18 protein-coding genes and 1 pseudogene are annotated in these 18,998 nt (G+C 71.7%); 11 read left to right on the forward strand and 8 right to left on the reverse strand.

The genetic code is table 11. The features are described from left to right. Positions 1-150 precede the first annotated feature (150 nt). Positions 151-810: a TetR family transcriptional regulator gene (locus ACIRDU_RS02960; RefSeq protein WP_403573544.1), complete on the forward strand. Its 660-nt coding sequence runs from the start codon at positions 151-153 to the stop codon at positions 808-810. 272 nt (positions 811-1,082) lie between these two features. Here the strand turns inward: ACIRDU_RS02960 and ACIRDU_RS02965 are convergent, their stop codons facing one another. Both ACIRDU_RS02965 and ACIRDU_RS02970 read right to left on the reverse strand, forming a co-directional pair. Continuing rightward, the gene (locus ACIRDU_RS02965; RefSeq protein ID WP_403573547.1) at positions 1,083-1,316 is read right to left on the reverse strand and encodes a ferredoxin; all 234 of its coding nucleotides are present in this window, start codon (positions 1,314-1,316) and stop codon (positions 1,083-1,085) included. Between the two features lie 2 nt (positions 1,317-1,318). Then, positions 1,319-2,770 carry an aldehyde dehydrogenase gene (locus ACIRDU_RS02970; protein ID WP_403573550.1) on the reverse strand — a complete coding sequence of 484 codons (1,452 nt, stop codon included), beginning with the start codon at positions 2,768-2,770 and terminating at the stop codon, positions 1,319-1,321. 86 nt (positions 2,771-2,856) lie between these two features. Here ACIRDU_RS02970 and ACIRDU_RS02975 point away from each other — a divergent pair, with 86 nt between their 5' ends. From ACIRDU_RS02975 to ACIRDU_RS02985, 3 genes are all read left to right on the forward strand, one after another. After that, positions 2,857-3,909: an MBL fold metallo-hydrolase gene (locus tag ACIRDU_RS02975; protein WP_403573553.1), complete on the forward strand. Its 1,053-nt coding sequence runs from the start codon at positions 2,857-2,859 to the stop codon at positions 3,907-3,909. A 76-nt stretch (positions 3,910-3,985) separates the two neighbouring features. After that, positions 3,986-4,441 carry a nuclear transport factor 2 family protein gene (locus tag ACIRDU_RS02980; protein ID WP_403573556.1) on the forward strand — a complete coding sequence of 152 codons (456 nt, stop codon included), beginning with the start codon at positions 3,986-3,988 and terminating at the stop codon, positions 4,439-4,441. 66 nt (positions 4,442-4,507) lie between these two features. After that, the gene (locus tag ACIRDU_RS02985; RefSeq protein WP_403573559.1) at positions 4,508-5,413 is read left to right on the forward strand and encodes a helix-turn-helix domain-containing protein; all 906 of its coding nucleotides are present in this window, start codon (positions 4,508-4,510) and stop codon (positions 5,411-5,413) included. A gap of 3 nt (positions 5,414-5,416) precedes the next feature. Here ACIRDU_RS02985 and ACIRDU_RS02990 read toward each other — a convergent pair whose 3' ends face one another. Together ACIRDU_RS02990 and ACIRDU_RS02995 are read right to left on the reverse strand one after the other, a co-directional pair. Further along, positions 5,417-6,232: an SAM-dependent methyltransferase gene (locus ACIRDU_RS02990; RefSeq protein WP_403573562.1), complete on the reverse strand. Its 816-nt coding sequence runs from the start codon at positions 6,230-6,232 to the stop codon at positions 5,417-5,419. Between the two features lie 34 nt (positions 6,233-6,266). Further along, positions 6,267-6,716, reverse strand: a complete 450-nt coding sequence (locus tag ACIRDU_RS02995) for a phosphotransferase (RefSeq protein WP_403573565.1) — start codon at positions 6,714-6,716, stop codon at positions 6,267-6,269. Positions 6,717-7,080: 364 nt separating this feature from the next. Here ACIRDU_RS02995 and ACIRDU_RS03000 point away from each other — a divergent pair, with 364 nt between their 5' ends. The 5 genes from ACIRDU_RS03000 to ACIRDU_RS03020 are packed head-to-tail and all read left to right on the forward strand — an operon-like array spanning position 7,081 to position 12,481. Further along, positions 7,081-8,286 carry a prenyltransferase/squalene oxidase repeat-containing protein gene (locus ACIRDU_RS03000; protein ID WP_403573567.1) on the forward strand — a complete coding sequence of 402 codons (1,206 nt, stop codon included), beginning with the start codon at positions 7,081-7,083 and terminating at the stop codon, positions 8,284-8,286. Beyond that, entirely contained in the window at positions 8,283-8,927 is a 645-nt protein-coding gene (locus tag ACIRDU_RS03005; protein ID WP_403573569.1) for an SCO2322 family protein, read from the forward strand. The genes ACIRDU_RS03000 and ACIRDU_RS03005 overlap by 4 nt, the downstream gene beginning before the upstream one ends. Beyond that, complete coding sequence (locus ACIRDU_RS03010; protein ID WP_403573572.1) at positions 8,920-10,011, forward strand: energy-coupling factor transporter transmembrane component T; 1,092 nt, start codon at positions 8,920-8,922, stop codon at positions 10,009-10,011. The genes ACIRDU_RS03005 and ACIRDU_RS03010 overlap by 8 nt, the downstream gene beginning before the upstream one ends. Continuing rightward, positions 10,008-11,663 carry an ABC transporter ATP-binding protein gene (locus ACIRDU_RS03015; protein ID WP_403573575.1) on the forward strand — a complete coding sequence of 552 codons (1,656 nt, stop codon included), beginning with the start codon at positions 10,008-10,010 and terminating at the stop codon, positions 11,661-11,663. The genes ACIRDU_RS03010 and ACIRDU_RS03015 overlap by 4 nt, the downstream gene beginning before the upstream one ends. Continuing rightward, positions 11,660-12,481, forward strand: coding sequence for an ECF transporter S component (locus ACIRDU_RS03020; RefSeq protein ID WP_403573578.1), 822 nt, complete (start codon positions 11,660-11,662; stop codon positions 12,479-12,481). The genes ACIRDU_RS03015 and ACIRDU_RS03020 overlap by 4 nt, the downstream gene beginning before the upstream one ends. Before the next feature lie 208 nt (positions 12,482-12,689). Here ACIRDU_RS03020 and ACIRDU_RS03025 read toward each other — a convergent pair whose 3' ends face one another. Further along, the gene (locus ACIRDU_RS03025; RefSeq protein WP_403573581.1) at positions 12,690-13,925 is read right to left on the reverse strand and encodes a cytochrome P450; all 1,236 of its coding nucleotides are present in this window, start codon (positions 13,923-13,925) and stop codon (positions 12,690-12,692) included. Between the two features lie 218 nt (positions 13,926-14,143). Between ACIRDU_RS03025 and ACIRDU_RS03030 the strand changes: the two genes are divergently transcribed. Then, on the forward strand, positions 14,144-15,313 hold the full coding sequence (locus ACIRDU_RS03030) for a steroid 3-ketoacyl-CoA thiolase (RefSeq protein WP_403573584.1): 1,170 nt from the start codon (positions 14,144-14,146) through the stop codon (positions 15,311-15,313). On the opposite strand, the gene ACIRDU_RS03035 is transcribed toward ACIRDU_RS03030, so the two are convergent. After that, positions 15,297-15,491 carry a DUF397 domain-containing protein gene (locus ACIRDU_RS03035; protein ID WP_403573587.1) on the reverse strand — a complete coding sequence of 65 codons (195 nt, stop codon included), beginning with the start codon at positions 15,489-15,491 and terminating at the stop codon, positions 15,297-15,299. The genes ACIRDU_RS03030 and ACIRDU_RS03035 overlap by 17 nt on opposite strands. Then, positions 15,460-16,299, reverse strand: coding sequence for a helix-turn-helix domain-containing protein (locus ACIRDU_RS03040; RefSeq protein ID WP_403573590.1), 840 nt, complete (start codon positions 16,297-16,299; stop codon positions 15,460-15,462). The genes ACIRDU_RS03035 and ACIRDU_RS03040 overlap by 32 nt, the downstream gene beginning before the upstream one ends. A gap of 121 nt (positions 16,300-16,420) precedes the next feature. Here ACIRDU_RS03040 and ACIRDU_RS03045 point away from each other — a divergent pair. Continuing rightward, positions 16,421-16,774, forward strand: a pseudogene (locus ACIRDU_RS03045) (ATP-binding protein); the annotation flags it as partial. Positions 16,775-16,813: 39 nt separating this feature from the next. Here ACIRDU_RS03045 and ACIRDU_RS03050 read toward each other — a convergent pair. Then, positions 16,814-18,862 carry a bifunctional glycosyltransferase 87/phosphatase PAP2 family protein gene (locus ACIRDU_RS03050; protein ID WP_403573592.1) on the reverse strand — a complete coding sequence of 683 codons (2,049 nt, stop codon included), beginning with the start codon at positions 18,860-18,862 and terminating at the stop codon, positions 16,814-16,816. Positions 18,863-18,998 lie beyond the last annotated feature (136 nt).

Consider the following 18,998-nt stretch of genomic DNA (forward strand, 5'->3'; position numbering starts at 1 on the left):
AGTTCCAGACTTGATCGTTCGGAGGCTCTGAATCTACCGGCAGGTAAGGGCGCTGTGACCAGTGGATCAGGTGATTCACGCCACGGCCGGTGCCGTGCCATGCTGTGTGATCACTCGTCCTCACGGACGGTCACGGAACGGGATCGACTCATGCCCGCAGAAGCCAAGGTGAGCGCCAAGGTGAACAAGCCGGCCAAGGTGGAAGCCAGAGCGGCAGCCCCCGCCTCCCCGCCCCTCACGGAGCGGCAGGAGGCCCGCCGTCGCCGCATCCTGCACGCGAGTGCGCAACTGGCCAGCCGGGGCGGCTTCGACGCCGTGCAGATGCGCGAGGTCGCGGAGTCCTCGCAGGTGGCGCTCGGCACGCTGTACCGCTACTTCCCTTCCAAGATCCACCTGCTGGTCGCCACGATGCAGGACCAGTTGGAGCACATGCACGGCACGCTGCGGAAGAAGCCCCCGCAGGGCGAGACGGCCGCCGATCGGGTCGCGGAGACGCTGATGCGGGCCTTCCGGGCGCTGCAACGCGAGCCGCATCTGGCCGACGCGATGGTCCGCGCGCTGACGTTCGCCGACCGCAGTGTGAGCCCGGAGGTCGACCAGGTCTCCCGTCAGACGACGGCGATCATCCTGGACGCGATGGGCCAGGAGAACCCCACCCCGGAGCAGCTCTCGGCCGTCCGGGTCATCGAGCACACCTGGCACTCGGCACTGATCACGTGGCTGTCGGGGCGCGCCTCGATCGCCCAGGTGAAGATCGACATCGAGACGGTGTGCCGCCTGATCGACCTGACCGCGCCGACCACGCCGTAAGCCCCCGGCACGACGAGGACCTACGAGACGGGTTCCCTTCGCCGGCATGGTCCGGATCAGGTGATGGGGGTCGCCTTCCGGTCGCCCGGCCTCTCGGCCCTGCGCCCTTCCGGCCTCTCAGCCCTACCGTCGCAGTCGGCACCAGCGGAAGCCGAAACTTCCTGCCGACGTCGGCTACTCCGGTCGGACTCCCTCACTCGCCTCGTAGGCCGATTTCCAGGATAGAACGCCTGCCGGGGAATAAAACCCCTGTAACCATGATTTTTCGGGCGCTACTCCTCCGGCGGGAACACCGCTTCCCCGCCCTCCCCCAGCGTGATCACGATCGCCTCCGTCGGACAGCTCTCCGCCGCCTCCAGCACCCGCTCGTTCGCGTCCATGTCCGGGGCGGCCGGGTGGGACTGGCGGGCGGAGTCCAGGCGGAAGCCGTCCGGCGCGTGGTGGAGGCACTGCGCCGAGCCGATGCACAGGGAGCGGTCGACCTCGACGTGCCAGCGGTCGCCCATCGTCACGCCTGCGCCGGGAGGTGGATCATCTTGTGCTCCAGGTACTCGCCGTACCCCTCGGGCCCGAACTCCCGCCCCAGGCCCGAGTTCTTGTAGCCGCCGAAGGGGCCCAGCATGTCCAGGCTGAAGGTGTTGACGGAGTACGTGCCCGTACGGACCCGGCGCGCGATGTCGATGCCGTGCTCGACGTCAGCGGTCCAGACGCTGCCGCTCAGCCCGTAGTCGGAGTCGTTCGCGATCTTCACGGCGTCGGCCTCGTCGTCGTAGGGCAGCAGGCAGATCACCGGGCCGAAGATCTCCTCGCGGGCGACGCGCATGGAGTTGTCGACGTCGCCGAAGAGGGTCGGCTCGACGTACCAGCCGCGGTCCAGGCCGGCCGGACGCCCGCCACCGGTGAGGATCTTGGCGCCCTCCTCCTGCCCGATGCGGATGTAGTCGAGGTTGCGCTGCTGCTGCCGCCGGGCCACCAGCGGCCCCACCTGGGTGGCCGGGTCCAGCGGGTCGCCGACCGTCAGGGCGCCCGCCGCGGCGGCGAGGGCGTCGGCGAACTCGTCGTAGCGCGAGCGCGGCAGGAGGATGCGGGTCTGGGCGACGCAGGCCTGCCCGTTGTTCATCCAGGCGGCGGGGGCGATGCCCGCCACGGCCGTCTCGACGTCCGCGTCGGGCAGCACGACGGCCGCCGACTTGCCGCCCAGTTCGAGCGTCACCCGGGTGAGGTTGCGGGCGGCCACCTCCATGACGCGCTTGCCCGCCGCGACCGACCCGGTGAAGGACACCTTGTCGACGCCGGGGTGCCCGACCAGGTACTCGCTCACCTCCCGGTCGGCGGGCAGGATCGACAGCACGCCCTCCGGCAGCCCGGCCTCGCGGGCGATCTCGCCGAGCAGATAGGCGTCGAGCGGCGATTCGGGCGAGGGCTTGAGGACGACCGTGCAGCCGGTGAGCAGCGCGGGGGCGAGCTTGGCGGCGGCGACGAACTGCGGGACGTTCCAGGGGACCACGGCGGCCACGACCCCGACGGGCTCGCGGCGCACGAGGATCTTGCCCAGTACGCCGTCGCGCCGCTCCTCGTGGGTGAAGTTCCGGGCGACGGTGATCGCCGAGTCCCAGACCATCACCGCGCCGAGCGCCTGGGCGAGGACGCTCCAGGAGTAGGGCGAGCCGTTCTGCGCGGAGATCACGCGGGCGATCTCGTCGTGCCGGACGGCGATGGCGTCCTTGATCCGGCTCACGACCTCGATCCGCTCGTCGAGGCTCATGCGCGGCCAGGGCCCCTCGTCGAACGCCCGCCGCGCCGCCGCCACGGCCCGGTCCACGTCCGCCGTCGAGGCGTGCGGGACGCGTCCGATGACCTCCTCGGTGTGCGGCGAGATCACCTCGATGACGTCCTGGCCCAGGGGGTCGGTCAACTCCCCGCCGATGAACAGCTGTCCGTGTTCCACGAGCTCGGTCATGGCCGACTGCCTTTGCATCTGACGGTGTTTCAGAAACTGATACCAGTTCTCGTTATAGTGGGCAATGGCCGTGGGACGGAGGGCAGATGACAGGCAGCCAGGGCCGTGAGCCCACACCGGTGGTGACCGACCACGGCGGAGGCGTCCGGTCCCTGCGGGTCCCGATCCCGGACAACCCCCTCGGCCACACGCTGGTGTACGTCGTCGACACCGACCGCGGCCCGGTGCTGATCGACACCGGCTGGGACGACCCGGAGTCCTGGGACACCCTCGCGCAGGGCCTCACGGCGTGCGGCACCTCGGTCGCCGACCTCCACGGCGTGGTCATCACCCACCACCACCCGGACCACCACGGCCTGTCCGGCCGGGTCCGGGAGGCCTCGGGCGCGTGGATCGCGATGCACGCGGCGGACATCGCGGTCGTACGGCGGACCCGCGAGGCCCCTCCCGAGCGCTGGTTCGCGTACATGGCGGCCAAGCTCACCGCGGCCGGTGCGCCCGAGGAGCACATCGCGCCCCTGCGCCGGGCCCGGCCCCGCACCCTGCCCGGCCTCTCCCCCGCGCTGCCCGACCGCGACATCGTCCCCGGCGAACTCCTGGAGCTGCCCGGCCGCCGCCTGCGCGCGATCTGGACGCCGGGGCACACACCGGGCCACGTCTGCCTCCATCTGGAGGAGACCCACCCCGCCCGGCTGCCCGGCCGGGGCCGTCTGTTCTCCGGTGACCATCTGCTCCCCGGGATCACCCCGCACATCGGCCTCTACGAGGACCCGGACGACGCCACCGTCACCGATCCCCTGGGCGACTACCTCGACTCCCTGGAGCGCGTCGGCCGCCTTGCCCCCGCCGAGGTCCTCCCGGCCCACCAGCACCCGTTCTGCGACGCGGCGGCCCGTGTGCGCGAACTCCTCACCCACCACGAGTCCCGCCTGAGCGCCCTGCTGGCCCTCCTCGCCCAGCCCGTCACCCCCTGGCAGCTCGCCGAGCGCATGGAGTGGAACCGCCCCTGGGACCAGATCCCCTACGGCTCCCGCACCATCGCCGTATCGGAGGCGGAGGCCCATCTGCGCCGGCTGGTGAAGCTGGGGCGGGCGGAGGCGGTGCCGGGGAGCGAGCCGGTGACGTACGTGGCGGTGTGAAGGCGGCGCGAGGGAAGCGCGCTTTCGCGGTGCGATCGCCTCGCCGGGCGGCCCGTCCGGGTGGTACGAAACCTCCATGGACCCCATGGAACGCCTCCTCGCGGAACGCGCCTGCGAGCGCCTGATCCTCGACTTCGTGCACCGGCTCGACCTCGGTGAACCCTCCTCCGTCGCCGAGCTGTTCACCGAGGACGGCGTCTGGCAGTGGCCGGAGGACGGGCGTCTGGTCAAGGGCCGCGACGCCCTGCGTACGTACTTCGGCTCCCGTCCCGCCGACCGGCTCTCCCGCCGCATGATGTCCAACGTCCTGGTCACGGTGACGTCCCCGGACACGGCCGGGGCGATCTCCTCCTTCACGACGTACCGCGTCGACGGCTACGAGGGCGGCGTCATCCCGGCCGGGCCGCCGGTCCAGATCGGGCACTACGAGGACGGCTTCCACCGGGCCGACGGGACCTGGCTGCTCACCTCACGGACCCTCCACCTTCCCTTCGGCGGCCCCACCCCGCGCCTGAACGTGCCCGCGTCATAAGGCCCTTGACGTCGTGGGCGCCCCCTAGGATGGTCGGAAGCAACGCTCGCACCGGGAGAGACGCCCATGGGCACCGAAGAGGCCGCACGCACATCGACCGGCGGCGGGGCCCTGGACGGCGGGTGCGCCGGGCCCATGGTGCCGCGACTGGCCCTGGGCGCCCGGCTGCGCGGGCTGCGGGAGGGGCGGGGCATCGGCCGGGCGGACGCGGGTCATGTCATCCGCGCCTCCGCCTCCAAAATCAGCCGGATGGAGGCCGGCCGCCACGGCTTCAAACTGCGGGACGTCGCCGATCTGCTCACCCTCTACGGCGTCACGGACGAGGCCGAGCGCGCCACCCTGCTGGCACTGGCCGAGCAGGCCAACACCCCTGCCTGGTGGCGGTACTACAGCGATGTGGTGCCCTCCTGGATGCAGACCTACCTCGGGGCCGAGCAGGCGGCGAGCCTCATCCGCTGCTTCCAGGTCCAGCGCGTCCCCAGCCTGCTGCAGACCGCCGACTACGCCCGGGCGGCTGTCCGGCTCGTCCACCCGGACGCCGGTGCGGCGGAGATCGACCGCCGGGTCGCGTTACGGATGGCCCGCCAGCGGATCCTGCACCGGCAGCCGGCGACCCAGCTGTGGGCCGTGATCGACGAGGCGGCGCTGCGCCGCCCGGTGGGCGGCATCCGCGTGATGCGGGACCAGCTCAGGCATCTCATCGAGCTCTGCCGGCTCCCGCAGGTCACGGTCCAGGTCCTGCCGTTCCTCGCCGGCGGTCATGCGGCGGAGGGCGGCCCGGTCACCATTCTGCGGTTGCCCGGTGGGCAGTTGCCCGACGTGGTCTACCTGGAACAGCTCACCACCGCCCTCTACCCCGACCGGCCGGCCGACATCGAGTGCTACTGGGACGCCATGAACCGGCTGGTGGTCGAAGCCGAGTCGCCGGACGAGACTTTGACCATCCTGCACCGCATCCTCCAGGAGACCTGAGGGTCAGCGCTTGCGGGCGACACCGCCGTACTGGTGCACCTCCGCGGGCAGACCCAGGGCCGCGGCGTCGGGCCGCCAGCGCGAGCAGGACGCCACGCCCGGTTCGAGCAGCTCCAGACCGTCGAAGTAGCGCTCGATCTGCTCCGGACTGCGCAGGATGTACGGGATCGAACCGCCGTCGTTGTACTGCTGGATGGCCCGGACGTAGTCCTCGCTGGTGTCGGTGGAGTCGTACTGCACCAGGTAGCTACCCGGGGGCAGGGCGTCCACCAGCTGCCGCACGATCGAGCGGGCCTCGTCGTGGTCCTCGATGTGGCCCAGGATGCCCATCAGCATGAGGGCGACGGGCCGGTCGAAGTCGAGGGTCTTCCCGGCTTCCCGGACGATCGCGCCCGGCTCGCGCAGGTCCGCATCGACGTAGTTGGTGACGCCTTCCGTCGTGCTGGTCAGCAGCGCGCGGGCGTGGGCCAGCACCAGCGGGTCGTTGTCGACGTAGACGATCCGGCTCTCCGGGGCCACCCGCTGGGCGATCTGGTGGGTGTTGTCCACGTTGGGCAGGCCGGTGCCGATGTCCAGGAACTGGCGGATGCCCTCTTCGGCGGCCAGGTGGCGCACGGCGCGGGCGAGGAAGTAGCGGGCGGCGCGGGCCCCGGTCTCGATGCCGGGGAAGATCTCGCGGAACTCGTCACCGGCCACCCGGTCGACTTCGTAGTTGTCCTTGCCGCCCAGCCAGTAGTTCCAGATCCGGGCCGAGTGCGGCACCGAGGTGTCGATCTTGGGGAACGGCTCCTGCGCGGAGTTCTCCACCAGGTCGGTCATGGACGCTCCTGCGTGTGTGGTCGGGAGCCCCACGTTAGCCGGTCCATGCCTGGGAGAGGATCAACTCCTCTGCGGCACGCAGGAGTTCGACTTCCGCCTGAGTCATTGTCGCGTTGGCGCCGCGGCGGCGCAGGGCCTCGGTCAGGGCCGGGCGCGTGAGAGGGGGCGGCGGGCCGGCGTGGAGGTCGCGCAGCAGCCGGGCCAGGATCGAGCCCGCCTCCGCCGCGTCCAGGGTGCCCGCCAGGCAGGCCTGGAGCATGGTCGGGCCGGTGAGCCGTTCCATCACCAGGTCGGTGCGCGATCCGGACGGGCGGACCCGGGGCACCGGACAGCCGTGGGCGTGCACATGCGCCATCACCGCACCCTCGGCCGCCGCGTCACCCCCACCGTCGCGCTCACGCCGCAGGACCCACGCCTCGTCGATCTCGTACACGTCGGCCCGACGGCCGGAGCCGAGGAGCTTTCCGGGTGGTGTGGTCGGCATGGAGCGAAGCTACCCTGCCCGCCCGGTGTCCTCTGGGCGCCCTCGTCGGCCCGGGGCGGCTCCCCTCCGGCCGCTTTCTACGGGCGGGTACAGTAAGCGGGTCGTCATCACACCGTACGGGGGGAAGCCGGTGCAATTCCGGCGCTGCCCCTTCCCCAGGTTCTCGACTTCGCTCGAACAGGGGACACCCCTATCGTGAACCGCCGCACCGAGGCGGTGAGCCGGATCGCTTCGTACGGTTTCGTGACCGGCTCACGTGCCCGGCAGCCCGCCGGTGCACGGCACCGTCGAGGTATACGGAGCCGAGCCGCGCGGGGGTGCCCCGTGCTGCCCGGCTCCCCGCAGGGAGAGGCACCCGCCGATCATGAACGTCCGCCGCAGCGCCGCGGTCCTGGCCGCCGTCGCCGTGATCGGCGCCGCCACCCCGGCCGCCGCCGACCCGTCCCCGTCGCCGTCCCAGGCGCTCCCCTCCGCCCTGTACGGCGACACCGACCCGAAGTTCGACGGCGTCTGGCGCCAGTCGCTCGCGCTGCTCGCCCAGGACACGGTGGGTGTGAAGCCGGCCGCGAAGTCCGTGCAGTGGCTGGTGCGCCAGCAGTGCGCGGACGGCTCCTTCGCCTCGTACCGCCCGGACCCCACCACCGCGTGTGACGCCAAGACCATGCGCGACACCAACGCCGCGTCCGCCGCCGTCCAGGCCCTCGCCGCGCTCGGCGGGCACGACGACGTCACCGGCAAGGCCGTCGACTGGCTGAAGTCCGTCCAGAACAAGGACGGTGGCTGGGGCTACTCGCCCGGCGGCGCCAGCGACACCAACTCGACGTCGATCGTCATCGGCGCGCTCACCGCGGCGGGCGAGAAGCCGGACCAGGTCGCGAAGGACGGCAAGTCGCCGTCCGACGCCCTGCTGAAGCTCGCGCTGCCCTGCGGCGGGGAGGGCGACGGCGCGTTCGCGTTCCAGCCGGACAAGAAGGGCAAGATGGCCGCCAACGCGGACGCCACGGCGGCGGGTGTGCTGGGCGCGCTGGGCAAGGGCATGGTGGTGCGGCCCGGCAAGAAGTCCGACGCGACCTGCGCGAAGGCCGCGACGCCACAGCAGGCGGCGGCGAACGGCGCGAGCTACCTCAGCGCCGCCCTGGCCAAGGACGACGGGCACCTGATGTCCGCCCTGGCCGGTGCCGAGCCGCAGCCCGACTTCGGCAACACCGCCGACGCGGTCGTCGCGCTCGCCGCGCGGGGCGACATCGCGCAGGCGGAGAAGTCCGTTCGGTGGCTGGAGAAGAACTCCGCGTCCTGGGCCGCGCAGAGCGGTCCGGCCGCCTACGCCCAGCTGATCTTCGCCGCCCACGCGACGGGCACGAACCCGCGCGACTTCGGCGGCGCGGACCTCGTCAAGCGGCTCAACGCGACGGGCCCGGCCCCGCAGGCCGCCGCGCAGACCAAGGCCTCCGACGACCAGGACGACTCGAACTCCTTCTTCGGGGTCTGGTGGTACATCGGCGTCTGCCTCGTCGCCGGGATCGGCATCGGGTTCCTGTTCACCGGCCGCAAGAAGCAGCAGCAGCTGTGATCCGCCGGGCCGTTCTCCTCCTCCTGGCCTCGCTCCTGCTGTGCGCGGGCGCGGGCCAGGCCCAGGCCCAGGCCGCCGGTTACCGGTACTGGTCGTTCTGGGAGCGCGACGCCGACCGCTGGGTGTACGCCACCCAGGGCCCGTCCCTGGTCCGCCCCTCGGACGGCGACGTCCAGGGCTTCCGCTTCGCGGTGAGCGAGGACTCGGCGGACGCGACCCGGCCGCGCGGCAAGGCCGACTTCCAGGCGATCTGCGCGAAGACGCCCGCGCGGGACGGCAGGAAGCGGGTGGCCCTGGTCATCGACTTCGGCACACCGTCGGACGCCCCGGAGGGCGAAACCCCTCCGGCCGCCCGCACGGCCTGCGCCCGGGTCTCCCCCGACGCGACGACGGCACAGGCCCTGGCCGCGGTGGCCGAGCCGCTGCGCTACGACACGAACGCCCTGCTGTGCGCGATCTCGGGCTACCCGGAGAAGGGCTGCGGCGAACAGGTCGGGCAGAGCCAGAAGGAGAAGGAGCAGCCGGCAGCGGAGGAGAGCTCCCCCTCGGACGGCGGGCCGTCCCTGGGCCTGGTCGCGGGTGTCGCCGTGGTGGTGGTCCTGGGCGGCGCGGCGATCTGGCAGGTACGACGGCGTGGGTAGCAGCACCCGGCACCGGCACCGGGGTCAACTGCACCCCGGCGCCTGGTGGCTGTGGTCCCTTTCCCTCGGCACCGCCGCCACCCGCACCACCAACCCCCTGCTCCTCGCCCTCCTCATCACGGTCTCCGCCTACGTCGTGGCGACCCGCCGCCCCGACACCCCCTGGTCCCGTTCCTACGGCGCCTTCGTCAAACTCGCCCTCGCCGTGATCCTCATCCGCCTGCTGTTCGCGACCGTCCTCGGCTCCCCCATCCCGGGCACGCACACCCTCCTCGCCCTCCCCGAACTCCCCCTCCCGGCCTGGGCCCAGGGCATCCGCCTCGGCGGCGAGGTGACCGCGGAAGGCCTCACCTTCGCCCTGTACGACGGTCTGAGGCTGGCCACGCTCCTCATCTGCGTCGGCGCCGCGAACGCCCTCGCCAACCCCTCCCGCCTCCTCAAGTCCCTCCCGGGCGCCCTGTACGAGATGGGCGTCGCGGTCGTCGTCGCCCTCACCTTCGCCCCGAACCTCATCGCCGACGTCCAGCGCCTGCGCGCCGCCCGCCGCCTGCGCGGCCGCCCGGACAAGGGCATCAGGGGCCTGCTGCACGTGGGCCTCCCGGTCCTGGAGGGCGCGCTGGAGCGCTCGGTCTCCCTCGCCGCCGCGATGGACGCCCGTGGCTACGGCCGTACGGCCCAGGTCCCGCCCGCCGTACGCCGTACCACCGCCGCCCTCACCCTCGGTGGTCTGCTCGGCGTCTGCGCGGGAACGTACGGCCTCCTCACGGCCGAAGGTGCCGGCTACGGCTTCCCCGTACTCCTCGCCGGCCTCGCCGCCGCCCTCGCGGGCCTCAGACTCGGCGGCCGCCGCTCCCCGCGCACCCGCTATCGCCCGGACCGCTGGGACGTGCGCGCCTGGCTGGTCGTCGCCTCCGGCGTCGCGGTAGCGGCCCTGCTCGCCCTCGCCGCCGCCCGCGACCCCGCGGCCCTGCACCCGGGCGTGGTCCCCCTGGTCGCCCCCACCCTTCCCCTCTGGCCGGCCGCTGCCGTACTCCTCGGCCTGCTGCCCGCGTTCGTCGCCCCCGATCCCAAGGAGCCGTCGTGATCCGCTTCGAGGACGTCTCCGTGACGTACGACGGGGCCGCCGAACCCACCGTCCAGGGCATCGACTTCGAGGTCCCGGAAGGCGAACTCGTCCTGCTGGCCGGCCCGTCCGGCGTGGGCAAGTCCACCGTCCTGGGCGCGGTCAGCGGACTCGTCCCGCACTTCACCGGCGGCACCCTGCGCGGCCGGGTCACGGTCGCCGGCCGCGACACCCGCACCCACAAGCCGCGCGAACTGGCCGACGTCGTGGGCACGGTCGGCCAGGACCCGCTCTCCCATTTCGTCACCGACACCGTCGAGGACGAGCTCGCGTACGGCATGGAGTCGCTGGGCCTCGCCCCGGACGTGATGCGCCGCCGCGTCGAGGAGACGCTCGACCTGCTCGGCCTCGCGGACCTGCGCGACCGGCCGATCGCCACACTCTCCGGCGGCCAGCAGCAGCGCGTCGCGATCGGCTCGGTCCTCACCCCGCACCCGAGCGTCCTCGTCCTGGACGAGCCGACCTCCGCGCTCGACCCGGCGGCCGCCGAGGAGGTGCTGGCGGTGCTCCAGCGGCTCGTGCACGACCTCGGCACGACGGTCCTCCTGGCCGAACACCGCCTGGAACGCGTCATCCAGTACGCCGACCAGGTCGTCCTGCTGCCGAGCCCGGGCGCACCCCCGGTCCTGGGTCCGCCGGCCGAGGTGATGGCAGTGTCCCCGGTGTGTCCGCCGGTGGTGGCTCTGGGCCGCCTGGCGGGCTGGACCCCTCTGCCCCTGACGGTCCGCGACGCCCGGCGCAGGGCGGCGGATCTCAAGCAACAGCTGGAGTACGTCCCTCAGGGGCGCGGGGAACTGCGCGACGAGCCACAGACAGCCCGCACCCGCAAGCGATCCGCACACCCCACCCCCGTAGGCCAAGCAGAAGCCCTCTCCGTCACCCGCGCCCGCATCCAAGCCCTGCACGACATCACCCTCACCATCACCCCCGGCGAGACCATCGCCCTCATGGGCCGCAACGGCGCCGGAAAGTCCACCCTGCTCAACTCCCTGGTCGGCCTGGTCGCCCCCAGCTCGGGATCCGTCCGGGTCGGCGGCAGCACCCCCCACCGGACGGCGCCCAGGGACCTCGTCCGCAAAGTCGGCCTGGTCCCGCAGGAGCCCCGCGACCTGCTCTACGCCGACACCGTCGCCGCCGAGTGCGCCGCGGCCGACCAGGACGCGGGCGCGGACCCCGGCACCTGCCGGGCCCTGGTCGCCGAGCTGCTGCCGGGCGTCACCGACGACACCCACCCCCGGGACCTCTCGGAGGGGCAGCGGCTCGCGCTCGCCCTGGCCGTCGTACTGACCGCCCGGCCGCCGCTGATCCTGCTGGACGAGCCGACCCGGGGCCTGGACTACGCGGCGAAGGCCCGCCTGGTCGCGGTGCTGCGCGCACTGGCCGCCGAGGGGCACGCCATCGTGCTGGCCACGCACGACGTGGAACTCGCGGCCGAGATCGCCCACCGGGTGGTGCTGCTCGCCGACGGCGAGGTGATCGCGGACGGACCGACGGCCGGCATCGTGGTCTCCTCACCGTCGTTCGCCCCGCAGGTGACCAAGATCCTGGCCCCGCAGCAGTGGCTCACGGTCTCCCAGGTCCGCGCGGCCCTCCCTCCCGAGGCCACCTCATGAGCACGCAGCGGCAGGCCCGGGCCGTCCGCCTCGGGCCCCGCTCCGTCGCCGCCCTGGCCCTGGTCAGCGCGGTGGGCGTCGCCGGCTTCGGCTGGCCCTTCCTCACCCCGCCCACCTCACGGCTCAGCGCGCACGCGCAGGACGCGCCCTGGCTCTTCGCGGGCCTGCTGGTGCTGCTCGTGGCGGTCGTGGCCGCGGCGATATCGGAGTCCGGGCTCGGCCCGAAGGCGGTCGCCATGCTCGGCGTGCTGGCCGCCGCGGGAGCGGCGCTGCGGCCGATCGGCGCCGGTACCGCGGGTATCGAGCCGATGTTCTTCCTGATGGTGCTGAGCGGCCGGGTGCTCGGTCCGGGCTTCGGGTTCGTCCTCGGCTCGGTGACGATGTTCGCGTCGGCGCTGCTCACGGGCGGGGTCGGGCCGTGGCTGCCGTTCCAGATGCTGGCGATGGGCTGGTTCGCGATGGGTGCGGGCCTGCTGCCGGGCCCGGACCGCCTGCGCGGCCGGGCCGAACTCGCGGTGCTCGCCGGGTACGGCTTCCTCGCCGCGTTCGCCTACGGCACGGTGATGAACATGGCGGGCTGGCCCTTCATGAGCGCCCTCGCCTCGAACGTGGCCTTCGACCCGCACGCGCCGGTCGCCACGAACCTGGCCCGTTTCGTCGCGTACTGCGTCGCCACGTCGCTCGGCTGGGATCTGGGCCGGGCCGTCGTCACGGTCGTCCTCACGCTCGCCCTCGGCCCCGCGGTCCTCAGGGCGCTGCGCAGGGCCACGCGCCGGGCGGCCTTCGAGACGCCGGTCACGTTCGAGGCGCCCCGGTAGGTGAGGCCCCCCACATGACCTGCGTCACGTACGAAGCAGGGTCGTAGGAACAAGTCCGCGGTCAGACGAGCAGAGCCGCGCCGGACATGCGGCCCGGCCTAGTACGACGGGGCTTTGCCGGCACGGGCGGGCCCTGTTTCCCTGGACGACCAGGCGACGGCCCCCTGATCCCCGGGGCCGTCGCCTGCGCCATGTCCGGCCCGGTGCGTCAGCCCGTGCTCACCGGGAGCTCCTTCACCCCGTTGATCCACGCCGACCGCAGTCGGCGCGGGTCCCCGACCAGCTTCAGCCCGGGCATGGCGTCGGCGATCGCGTTGAAGATGAGGTTGATCTCCAGCACGGCGAGGGACTTGCCCAGGCAGTAGTGCGGACCGCCGCCGCCGAAACCGAGGTGCGGGTTGGGATCGCGGGTGACGTCGAAGGTGTCCGGGTCGTCGAAGACCTCCGGGTCGTGGTTGGCCGAGGCGTAGAACAACCCCAGCCGGTCGCCCTGGCGGATGCGCTTGCCGCCGAGTTCGGTGTCCTGCGTGGCCGTGCGCTGGAAGGCGGCGACCGGGGTCGCCCAGCGCACGATCTCCTCCGCCGCCGTGTCCGGGCGGTCGCTCTTGTACAGCGCCCACTGCCCTGGGTGGGTGAGGAAGGCGTGCATGCCGTGGGTGATGGCGTTGCGGGTGGTCTCGTTTCCCGCGACGGCCAGCATCAGCACGAAGAAGCCGAACTCGTCGGAGCTGAGGTTGCCCTCGTCCTCCGCCGCGACGAGCTGCGTGACGATGTCGTGGGCCGGGCACTGCTTGCGGTCGGCGGCCATGTTCATCGCGTAGGCGATGATCTCCGTGGCCGACTCGGCGCCGACCTCCTCGGTGATGGCGTACTCCGGATCGTCGTACGCGATCATCTTGTTGGACCAGTCGAAGATCTTGTCCCGGTCCTCCTGGGGGACGCCCATCAGCTCGGCGATCGCCTGGAGGGGCAGTTCGCAGGCGACGTGGGTGACGAAGTCGAAGGGCCCGGTGTGCGTACGGGCGTTCTCGACGATGGCGTGCGCGCGGTTGCGCAGCCGCTCCTCCAGCGCCCGGATCGCCCGGGGCGTGAACCCGCGCTGCACGATCTGCCGGACCCGGGTGTGCTCCGGCGGGTCCATGTTCAGCAGGATCAGCCGCTGTGCGTCGATGGCGTCGCGCTCGATGTGCTCGTTGAAGCGGATGATCGCCGTGTTGAGGGACGACGAGAACAACTCCGGGTGCGTGGAAACGTACTTGACGTCGGCGTGCCGGGTGACCGCCCAGTAGCCCTCGTCCTGGAAACCGGCGAGACCGGCGGGCTGCGGAACCCAGCAGACCGGTTCGGCCCGGCGCAGCTCGGCGAACTCCGGCAGCGGCACGCGGTGGTGCAGCAGGTCGGGGTCGGTGAAGTCGAACCCGTCGGGCAGCGCGGGACAGGGCATGGGCGGCTCCCACCACTCGTACCGACTCTGAGGTCTGACGGCCCATCAGCTGTGCGGAGTTGCGGTGACGGTAGTAACGGGTTCTACAAGTAGCAAGGGGCACGGGCCCTCCAATTGCCCGCACGACCCTTGCGGTCACGGAGCGGGCCTCAGCACACTGCTTACAGAACTAGAACGCGTACTAGTTCCGCTGAGCCTCCCGGAGAGGACCCGCACCCATGGCTGCCGAACCCGTGATCGTCGAAGCCGTACGCACCCCCATCGGCAAGCGCGGCGGCGCGCTCGCCCATCTGCACCCCGCCTACCTCCTGGGCGAGACCTACCGCGAACTCCTCGGCCGCACCGGCATCCCCGCCGACTGCGTCGAGCAGATCGTCGGCGGTACGGTCACGCACGCCGGCGAGCAGTCCATGAACCCCGCGCGCACGGCCTGGCTGACCATGGGGCTCCCGTACGAGACGGCCGCGACGACGGTCGACGCGCAGTGCGGGTCCTCCCAGCAGGCCTCGCACATGGTGGCCAACATGGTCGCGGCGGGCGTGATCGACGTCGGCATCTCGTGCGGGGTGGAGTCGATGTCACGGGTGCCGCTGGGGTCGGGCTCGAAGCACGGGCCGGGCAAGCCGTTCCCCGACGAGTGGAACGTGGACCTGCCGAATCAGTTCGAGGCGGCGGAGCGGATCGCCCGGCACCGGGGCCTGACCCGCGAGGACGTCGACGCGCTCGGCCTCGCCTCCCAGGAGCGGGCCGCACACGCCTGGGCGGAGGAGCGTTTCAAACGAGAGACCTTCGCGGTCCAGGTCCCCACGACCGAGGAGGAACAGCACGCCGGGCAGGGCATGTGGCGCTTGGTCGACAAGGACGAGGGCCTGCGCGACACGACAGCGGAGGCCCTGGCCTCCCTGAAGCCGATCATGCCCACGGCGGTGCATACGGCCGGCAACTCGTCGCAGATCTCCGACGGGGCGTCGGCGATCATGTGGGCGTCGAAGCGGATGGCTCGCGCCTTGAAGCTGCGGCCCCGGGCCCGGATCGTGGCCCAGGCCCTGGTGGGTTCCGACCCCCACTTCCACCTCGACGGCCCGATCGACGCGACGAAGGCGGTGCTGGGCAAGGCGGGGATGTCCCTCGGGGACATCGACCTCGTGGAGATCAACGAGGCGTTCGCGTCGGTCGTGCTGAGCTGGGCGCAGGTCTTCGACCAGGACCTGACGAAGGTGAACGTCAACGGCGGCGCCATCGCGCTCGGGCACCCGGTGGGAGCGACCGGGGCCCGGCTCATCACGACGGCGCTTCATGAACTGGAGCGCGCGGACAAGGAGTTCGCGCTGATCACCATGTGTGCGGGGGGCGGTTTGGCCACCGGCACGATCATTCAGCGGCTGTAGACGTCCAGTTGACGAAGGTGGTGAACGCGGCGGGATCGAGGGTGAGCATCGGTCCCGCCGGGTTCTTGCTGTCGCGTATGGCGATGGTGGCAGAGGATTCGGCGACCTCTACACAATCACCGCCCTGGTCACCGCTGTAGCTGGACTTACGCCACAGGATCCCCGCCTTGCTGGCCATAGCGTTCCTCCATTACGCGCCGGATCAACTCCGCCGAGTCCTTGAGGGAAAGCGCGGCGGCCCGAAGATGATCGTAACGGAGCGAGCAGTCCTTGACGGTGTTCGGGTTTGCAGTCGGATGCCCGCTGCCGTACCCCTCGGTATAGACGATGTCCGGGTCGCGTTCGAAGCGGTAGAGGTTGAATGCGCCTTGGAGTCCGACGTGCGCTCCGGCCGAAAACGGGAGCACCTGGATGTTGATCCGGGAGTTGTGCTCGAAGGACAACAGGTGAGCCAGTTGACCCCGCATGGTCTCTGCACCGCCGATTTCCTGGTGCAGCGCTGCCTCGCTGATGACCATCCACAGGACCGGGGGCATTCCCCTCTCGAAGATGCGCTGACGGGCCAGCCGTACGGCAGTGCGGTCGTCCAGCTCGGTTTGATCCAGGACACCGAGGACGGCACGGGCGTACGACTGCGCTTGGAGGAGCCCGTGCACCACGTGAGTCTGGAACGTGCAGATCTCCAGCGCCCTGCCTTCCAGCTCCGCCACCTGCTGGAACCAGGCCGGAAGGCGGCTTCGCAGCACCAGCTCGACGAGGCGGGAGAACATACCGTCCGTTCCCAGCGCCGCATCCGCCCGTTCGCTGAACTCCGGCGTCGGAAGCTTCCTGGCCGTCTCGATCTGGCCCACCAGCGAGCCGGTGTAGTTGAGGATGTCCCCCAACTGCCGCTGTGTCAGCCCGGCCGCCTCCCTGTGGCGCCGTAGCTCAAAGCCGTAGTAGTCGAGCGGGGACGCACCTGGATCAAGGGCGTTGATGTTGGTCACGCAGAGCCCCTCTCACGCAACCCCGTCCACCAAGAGACGGGTTGTATCCGTTCTGTAGCCGAGGGTAGTCACCGCACGTCAGGCTCGTCCTGTGAACGAATACATTCCCGCCCGGTACTCGATGCGCCTCACCGTCGGCTCGCACGCCCCCCGGCACATCCGCCGTATCGTCCGCTCGTTCCTCGGCGAATGGGGCATGTCCGAGCTGTCGGACGCCGTGGAACTGGGCATGACGGAACTGCTCGCGAACGTCGTACGGCACGTACCGGACCGCCGCTGCACCCTGCTGTTGCTGCGGCAGCGCACCGGCGTGCGGGTGGAGGTCACGGACGGCAGCGATGAACTGCCGTGCACACCGGACGCGTTGGACGCAGAGGCCGAGAACGGCCGAGGGCTTGTCCTGCTGGACGCGATGGCCGACAAGTGGGGCGTGGATCCTGTGCCGGGTGGTGGAAAGGCGGTGTGGTTCGAGTGCTGGAGCGGAAGTGACCGGACATGTCGGTGCTCCAGCGCATCAGGACGGCCTGGTGTTTGCCCCCTCTGCCCGCCGCTCCTCTTGTTCAGGGACAGCGCTCGCCGTGCGGGCCCGCGGGCCCTGGAGGAGGTACGTGAGGCCGAAGCCCGCAGCGACCACCACCGCTCCCCCGACCGCGTCGAGCACCCAGTGGTTCGCCGTCGCGACGATCGAGGAGGCCGTGAACAGCGGATGCAGCAGGCCGAGGGCCTTCATCCACCAGCGCGTCGCCAGGACGGCGATCACGACGCCGCACCACAGGGACCAGCCGAAGTGCAGGGACGGCATCGCCGCGTACTGGTTGGTGAGGGCCGTGAGCGTGCCGTAGTCGGGCTGGGAGAAGTCCTGGACTCCGTGGACGGTGTCGATGTAGCCGAGCCCCGGCATCAGACGCGGCGGGGCCAGCGGGTAGAGCCAGAAGCCGGCCAGGGCGAGCAGCGTGGCGAAGCCGAGGGCGGAGCGGGCCCAGCGGTAGTCGCCGGGGCGGCGCCAGTAGAGAACCGCGAGGACGGCCAGCGGGACGATGAAGTGGAACGACGTGTAGTAGTGGTCGAGGAAGTCCCGCAGCCAGTCGATCCCGACGACGGTGTGGTTGACCCAGTGCTCGATGTCGAGGCGCAGGGCGCGCTCGAGGTCGTGGATCTGCATGCCGTGCTCCTCGGCCTCGGCCCGCCCGGCGGAGTTGCTGCCGCCGGTGGCGGCGAGGCGGACCTTGGAGTAGGCGGCGTAGGTGACGCGGAGGAGGAGCAGCTCGAGGAGGAGGTTGGGCCGGGTGAGGACCCGGCGCAGGAACGGCACCAGCGGCACGTGACGGAAGCGGGCCGGGACGGCGGGCGCGTACGCGATCGGCAGCGGTGACCGGTAGTACGGCGAGGTGCGGGGCAGGAACGGCACGGCGGTGGCCGCGGCCAGGGCGGCGAGCAGGACGACGTTGTCACGCAGCGGGTGGAGGGACGCCATGTCCGGCAGGATCATCTTGGCCGGCAGGGTCATGACCAGGATGACGGTGACCGGCCACACGTACCGGTCGGAGGCGCGTCTGCCGACCCGGCCGACGACCGCGAGCAGCACCCACAGCAGCTGGTGCTGCCAGGCCGTGGGCGAGACGACGATCGCGGCGCATCCGGTGATCGCGACGGCGAGCAGCAGCCGGCCGTCGCGGAAGCAGCGCACGGCCCGGCGCAGGGCCAGGACGGCGACGGCCGCGCCGAGCGACAGGAAGAGCGCGACCTCCAGGGGGCCGTTCAGGCCGAGCCGGAGCAGGGCGCCGTGCAGGGACTGGTTGCCGAGGTCGTCGGCGGGTCCGCCGAGGCCGACGCCGGCCATGTGGTGGACCCAGTAGCGGTAGGAGTCGTGCGGCATCGCCGCCCAGGCGAGCCCGGTGCAGGTGGCGAAGGTGACGCCGGTGGCGAGCGCGGCGCTTCTGCGGCCGGTGCACCACAGCAGGGGCGTAAAGAGCAGCAGGGTGGGCTGGAGCGCCGCCGCGACGCCGATGAGCAGGCCGCTGGTCCGCTGGCCGTGGACGGCGAAGCAGCCGAGCAGGACGAGCAGGACCGGGATGATGCTGGTCTGGCCGAGCCACAGGGTGTTGCGGACGGGCAGGGACAGCATCAGCAGGCTGACGGCGACGGGGGCGGCCAGCAGTGCCGTGCGGCGGCTGACGGGCTGGGGCAGGGCGCGGGCGGCGATCAGGCCGAGGGCGACGACGAGCAGCAGGGTGCCGAAGGTCCAGCCCCAGCCGAGGGCCTGTTCGGCCGAACGGGTGAGGGGCTTGAGGACGAGGCCGCCGAAGGGGGTGCCGGTGAAGCGGGTGGAGTCGTAGAGCGAGCCGTTCACATGCAGGACGCCGTTCGGCCCGACCCAGGTCTCCAGGTCCGTGAGCCGCTCACCGCGCGGGGTGGCGAGGACGACGGCCACCTGCCGGGCGGCGAGGAGGGCGGCGATCAGCCACAGCCCGAGGCGGGCGACGCGCAGGCGTGCGCGGGTCCCGCCGGCGGCCGTCGCTCCGAAGGCTTTCGCCGGTCGTCCGCCGTGATCCGCATTCGCCACGCCTCGTCGGCCTCCCGCACCAGTTCATCCCACATATCCCGTATGTGGGAATTCCTCCTGCGAACCCTATGGGGAACGCGTGGTTCCGGAGAAGAAGACGCGGGTGACGGCGACCGTGCGCGGAGGGTGCGATCAC

The sequence above is a fragment of the Streptomyces sp. NPDC093598 genome (assembly GCF_044764825.1).
In the GTDB taxonomy this organism is placed as follows: domain Bacteria; phylum Actinomycetota; class Actinomycetes; order Streptomycetales; family Streptomycetaceae; genus Streptomyces.

What these genes read in the sequence shown, in the direction of transcription:
- ACIRDU_RS03000 (WP_403573567.1), top strand. Translation starts at nt 7,081, where the DNA reads ATGAACGTCCGCCGCAGCGCCGCGGTCCTGGCCGCCGTCGCCGTGATC.
- ACIRDU_RS02975 (WP_403573553.1), top strand. Translation starts at nt 2,857, where the DNA reads ATGACAGGCAGCCAGGGCCGTGAGCCCACACCGGTGGTGACCGACCAC.
- ACIRDU_RS02965 (WP_403573547.1), bottom strand. Translation starts at nt 1,316, where the DNA reads ATGGGCGACCGCTGGCACGTCGAGGTCGACCGCTCCCTGTGCATCGGC.
- ACIRDU_RS02970 (WP_403573550.1), bottom strand. Translation starts at nt 2,770, where the DNA reads ATGACCGAGCTCGTGGAACACGGACAGCTGTTCATCGGCGGGGAGTTG.
- ACIRDU_RS03025 (WP_403573581.1), bottom strand. Translation starts at nt 13,925, where the DNA reads ATGCCCTGTCCCGCGCTGCCCGACGGGTTCGACTTCACCGACCCCGAC.
- ACIRDU_RS03035 (WP_403573587.1), bottom strand. Translation starts at nt 15,491, where the DNA reads ATGGCCAGCAAGGCGGGGATCCTGTGGCGTAAGTCCAGCTACAGCGGT.
- ACIRDU_RS02960 (WP_403573544.1), top strand. Translation starts at nt 151, where the DNA reads ATGCCCGCAGAAGCCAAGGTGAGCGCCAAGGTGAACAAGCCGGCCAAG.
- ACIRDU_RS03030 (WP_403573584.1), top strand. Translation starts at nt 14,144, where the DNA reads ATGGCTGCCGAACCCGTGATCGTCGAAGCCGTACGCACCCCCATCGGC.
- ACIRDU_RS02995 (WP_403573565.1), bottom strand. Translation starts at nt 6,716, where the DNA reads ATGCCGACCACACCACCCGGAAAGCTCCTCGGCTCCGGCCGTCGGGCC.
- ACIRDU_RS02990 (WP_403573562.1), bottom strand. Translation starts at nt 6,232, where the DNA reads ATGACCGACCTGGTGGAGAACTCCGCGCAGGAGCCGTTCCCCAAGATC.
- ACIRDU_RS03020 (WP_403573578.1), top strand. Translation starts at nt 11,660, where the DNA reads ATGAGCACGCAGCGGCAGGCCCGGGCCGTCCGCCTCGGGCCCCGCTCC.
- ACIRDU_RS02980 (WP_403573556.1), top strand. Translation starts at nt 3,986, where the DNA reads ATGGACCCCATGGAACGCCTCCTCGCGGAACGCGCCTGCGAGCGCCTG.
- ACIRDU_RS02985 (WP_403573559.1), top strand. Translation starts at nt 4,508, where the DNA reads ATGGGCACCGAAGAGGCCGCACGCACATCGACCGGCGGCGGGGCCCTG.